The sequence below is a fragment of the Gordonibacter sp. genome (assembly GCF_036667095.1).
GTDB lineage: Bacteria > Actinomycetota > Coriobacteriia > Coriobacteriales > Eggerthellaceae > Gordonibacter.
In genome coordinates this window covers 1-4657 of the sequence record NZ_JAVWUP010000185.1, presented here as the reverse complement: position 1 = coordinate 4657, position 4657 = coordinate 1, and the positions used below count along the sequence as shown (strand labels likewise).

Annotated in this window: 4 protein-coding genes; 2 read left to right on the top strand and 2 right to left on the bottom strand. The window is 56.3% G+C overall.

All coding sequences use genetic code 11. The features are described from left to right. A partial coding sequence (locus RR842_RS12035; protein ID WP_332729883.1) for a hypothetical protein occupies positions 1 to 1217 on the bottom strand: 1217 nt, incomplete at its 3' end. A gap of 454 nt (positions 1218 to 1671) precedes the next feature. On the opposite strand from RR842_RS12035, the gene RR842_RS12030 reads away from it, so the two are divergent. Together RR842_RS12030 and RR842_RS12025 are read left to right on the top strand one after the other, a co-directional pair. After that, on the top strand, positions 1672 to 3924 hold the full coding sequence (locus RR842_RS12030) for a molybdopterin-dependent oxidoreductase (RefSeq protein WP_332729882.1): 2253 nt from the start codon (positions 1672 to 1674) through the stop codon (positions 3922 to 3924). A gap of 2 nt (positions 3925 to 3926) precedes the next feature. Continuing rightward, positions 3927 to 4262, top strand: coding sequence for a 4Fe-4S dicluster domain-containing protein (locus RR842_RS12025; RefSeq protein ID WP_332725218.1), 336 nt, complete (start codon positions 3927 to 3929; stop codon positions 4260 to 4262). On the opposite strand, the gene RR842_RS12020 is transcribed toward RR842_RS12025, so the two are convergent. Continuing rightward, on the bottom strand, positions 4259 to 4657 hold a 399-nt coding region (locus tag RR842_RS12020; RefSeq protein ID WP_332729881.1), incomplete at its 5' end, for a hypothetical protein. The genes RR842_RS12025 and RR842_RS12020 overlap by 4 nt on opposite strands.

The window sequence follows — 4657 nt, the reverse complement described above, 5'->3', positions numbered from 1 at the left end:
TTGCGGTGGATATAGAACTCTCGAACGGTTTTCGCCATGTTGCGGTCATTGTCTAGAAACGTTCTGAGCAGATGGGCGTCGCGCGTACCCCGCTCCTTATCGAGCTCGATAAGCTTCCGCACGCCATCTGGAACGATAGCGTCAACCATCGAACCTTCTTCGCATCGGGCGATAAGGTAATCAACGGCATAGTCCTCGAATCGATATGCCTCCGACGAAACATCCTTGATACGCCCCACCCTCTCTACAGCAAGAGCCTGCCGATAGAAGTGCACAAGGTTTCCAAATCCGAAAAACGACGAGCTGAAGGAGGCGATCGCGCCAAGATCCCGCACGTTGCGCAGCACGTCGCTTATCACTTCGTCGCGCGTATGCGCACCCGCGCTCAGATCACACACGACAAGAGCCCTTCCGTCGAAGAAGCAATGCTGACGAGAATCATCATGAGCAGTAACAGCTATGGCCACCCGCGCAATAGCGCTGAATTTGCGATCGAGCTTCCGCTCCCTGAGCACAATACAGAAAAACCTATCGTCGTCGCGCCACCCTAGCTTTTCCATAACCGCAACAATCCGGTCATCCGACACGGTTCCCCCCGAAAGCAGGCTCTGGCAAATCCGCACGAAACGGGTGCTCTGCCCAGCATCACCGATGCCTGCAGTTTGCAACCCTCTCGTCAAGCAATCGCCAAGCACCTTCACCAGCACGTAATCCTTTTTACGGAAGGGCTGCACTATATCATCGACGATCACGCGAGCTAGCAAAGTCCCGTTCACGCGGCAATTGTAAAGAAGACTGCGAAAAGACAAGGAGTGAACGGACAGCTTGCTCCAGGTATCGCCGGTAAACAAAACAGGGTCTTCAGCGCTTTCTAGCTTGGCAAAATCGGAATTCTGATTGAATGCCATAGCGGTTTTCCTCGGAACGGAAAGACCGCCCTCCCCAACATGCTGCCCATACACCTCCTCGCGATAGATTCGAAAAGCCTCCGTTTCCTCCCCTGCGGAAGGCAGCGCGTAGAAAAAGGGGCGGTAGGAAACGTCCTGCGCTATGACGGGGTTTCCAAAGATCGCCGCAGAACGCGCGCCCAGCATGTCGATAGGCATATGTTGGTCGACAAGAGCATGAAGATCCTCTTCCCACATTCGATAACGATCGAACAAACGGACAACCGCGTTCATCACGTCGACGGGTTCGACTTCCGCTTCGGAATGCATCAGGTTCAGCGCAGCATCCCTCCACGCTTTCGGCGCGGGTCCCAGGCACAAAAAAGAGGCTTTCGTGGACTTGGGAGGATGCAGAGCCAGCCTCGATGCGTTCACAACATACATGACCCCTTCGTCAAGATGCCCGGGAAGGTCATCGACGAACTGAGCGATGCGGCACCGCGCCACTGTTGGAGGGTCAACCGGGGTGCCCTCGAACTGCAATTCAGGCAAGTCCTCCTGAACGAAATAAAGATTCAGTTTCATATCGGCTCACCCCTTGCCACCCCGGCCATTCTCTGCAAGAGCAGTCACGTCCTCACTCTCAATTTTATATGTACATAGTATATGAATATATACAACAGATATCAACACTTTATCAATTGCTACTCACTAATCAAGTTGTATAAAATGTACAAATAATGTACCTGATAGTCCTACATACCAAAAAGGAGGAGGGGATGTTATGACGAAGTTCGCAAAGTCGGACCTCAAGTTCGTAGACTACAAAAAGCCCTGGAGATACGAGGAGGACGGTCTTACCGTCACAAGGGGAAGCGCGTGGTCCGGCCCGGGATGCCACCTTGGCTGCGGCGTGCTCCTGTACACCGACAAAGACGGCAAATTGGTCAAATGCGAAGGCGACCCGGAAAACCCGTTCAACCAAGGTCGCCTATGCATGCGTTGTCTGAATATTCAGGAAGTAACGTACCATGAAAAGCGCATCACCTACCCCATGATGCGAGATCCGAAGGATCGCGGCAAGGACACCTGGCGACGTGCGTCTTGGGAGGAAGCTCTTGACTACGTAGCCGACAAGTTCCTTGACATAAAAGAGAAGTACGGTGCCGAAAGCGTAATTTTCGCGCAGGGCACCGGACGCGACATCGGCCCCGCAATCACGCGTCTGGCCTGGTCTTACGGTTCTCCGAACTACACGTGCATCCTCTCGGGTCTAGCTTGCTTCCTTCCGCGCATCGCCGGAATGGCCCTGACCACGGGAACGTACATGGTGGCCGACGCCTCCCAAGGGTGGACCGACCGCTACGACAACCCCGCATACGAGGTCCCCGAAGTGCTCGTGGTCTGGGGCAACTACCCCTTGGTCGCCAACAACGAAGGTTGGTACGGGCACTGGGTAGTCGACATGATGAAACGTGGTACCAAGATTATCGACATTGACCCCAAAGTCACCTGGCTGTCGTGCAATTCGGCTCATCACCTTCGCATCCGCCCCGGAACCGACGCAGCACTCGCCTTGGGCATCCTCAACATCCTCTTCGAAGAAGACCTTTATGACAACGACTTCATTGACAAGTGGTGCTACGGATTCGAGGAGCTCAAGGCGCGAGCCACCGAATACCCCGTCAGCCGCGTATCCAAGATCACGTGGATTCCCGAAGAGAATATCATCGAAGCCGCTCGCATGATCGGCAAGGCTAAAACAGCGTCTCTGCAGTGGGGTCTCGCGATCGACATGACCAAGGAATCCCTGCCCGCAAGCCAGGCCATCGCCTCCATTTTCATGGTCACGGGCAACATCGACGTACCGGGCGGCATCATCCCCACGATATCCATCCTCAGCTACGCATCCGGCTGGGGCGGAGAACTTATCAGCGACGAGCAAAAAGCCAAGCGCATCGGCCTGGACAACTACCCCATCCTCCAAGCAGGATTCCAGATGTCGCAAGCCGATGAGCTCATCGAAACGATGGAGAGCGGCGAACCGTACGAGATTCACGGTTCTTGGCTGCAGCAGACCAACGTCCTGGCATGCATCGCCGCCGACCCGGAACGTACGCACAAAGCGTTCGAGAAGCTGGACATCAACGTTTCTGTCGATCTGTTCATGACGCCGACGGCGATGGCGCTGGCCGACGTGTTCCTTCCCGCCAACACGTTCCCCGAGCACGACAGCATTCGCCTGGGCGACGGCATCCAGCGCGGCGAGGTAATCTGCCAAGCCTGCAAACCGGTTGGCGAAAGCAAGTCCGACATGGAAATCAACCTGCTTCTTGGCAAAAGGCTCGCACCTGAAGCCTGGCCCTGGGAAACGCTGGAAGAAGTGTACGACGAACTTTTGAAGCCCGCAGGGTTCACCTTCTCAGAACTCAAGGAAGTCGCCCCCATCTTCCTTCCTCTGGAGTACCACCGTCACGAGAAGGGCCTGCTTCGTGAAGACGGGCAGCTGGGCTTCCCCACCCCGACCGGCAGACTCGAGCTCTACTCGACCATCTACGAGTCGATGGGATACGATCCGCTGCCGTACTTTGAGGAGCCCTCGCCCGGACCGAGTTCGACACCTGACCTGATGGAAGAGTATCCGCTGGTTCTTACTACGGGCGCCCGCGTATTCAACTCCTTCCATTCCGAGCATCGCATGATCGAGCGCAACCGCTCCTACACGCCCGACCCGACCATACAGGTTCACCCCGAACTTTGCGAACGCTACGGCGTCGACGAGGGTGACTGGGTGTGGGTCGAGAACCACCTGGGACGCGCCAAGCGACGCGTGAAGAAGACGCCCATCCTGGGCACGCGCATAGTCGCATGCGATCACGGCTGGTGGCTGCCCGAAAAAGACCCCGAGGATCTCTTCGATCTGTATGACGTCGCCATCAACAAGCTGCTTCCGTGGGGCGAATTCGGAAAGACCGGGTTCGGTGCGAACTACAAGACGAACATCTGCAAGATTTACAAAGTCAAGGAAGGTGAGTAACCATGGCTGAATACGGCATTCTGATCGATCCCGCATGGTGCACGGGCTGCCACTCCTGCGAAGTTGCCTGTCAGATGGAGAACGGTCTTCCCGCAGGTCAGTTCGGCATCAAGGTGAATGAAATAGGCCCTTGGGAGATCGCTCCCGACAAATGGCTGCTCTCCTACGCTCCGGCTTTCACCGACCAGTGCACCATGTGCCTACTGCGCCGCAAGAAGGGCAAGGTTCCCTCCTGCGTGCATCATTGCCAGGCCAAATGCCTTGAGTTCGGAACCCTCGAGGAGCTCTCGAAGAAACTGTCCGACCACCCCAAGCAACTGCTTTGCTCCTTCGTCTAGAAGGGCGCGAGAAGAAAGAGGAGGACCGACGATATGTGCTTCAGGCCATCATCGCTCGATGCGAAGAAGAAATGCCCGTCCTGCGGGTCCCTCAACCCGTCCAAGAACGATACGTGCGAAAAATGCGGATCCGAGCTTCCCGCTTCCAGCACACCCGGAGCTGCGGGAGCACCCAAAGCACCCGGTGCCCCGGGAGCGCCCGCAGCTCCGGGTGCTCCCGGCATCCCCGCGGCACCTGGCGTACCAAAGCCGCCAACAGCGTAAACGCCGTATAACCCGAACAGGCCGTCTCGAAAACGATGCGGCCTGTTCGCATGAAGCATCAATTGTTTTCGCTTCGATTCTTTCCAAAAGACAATTCCCTGCGCAATCGCCTCGTCCCCGACAGCGTCGGG

What these genes read in the sequence shown, in the direction of transcription:
- RR842_RS12030 (WP_332729882.1), top strand. Translation starts at nt 1,672, where the DNA reads ATGACGAAGTTCGCAAAGTCGGACCTCAAGTTCGTAGACTACAAAAAG.
- RR842_RS12025 (WP_332725218.1), top strand. Translation starts at nt 3,927, where the DNA reads ATGGCTGAATACGGCATTCTGATCGATCCCGCATGGTGCACGGGCTGC.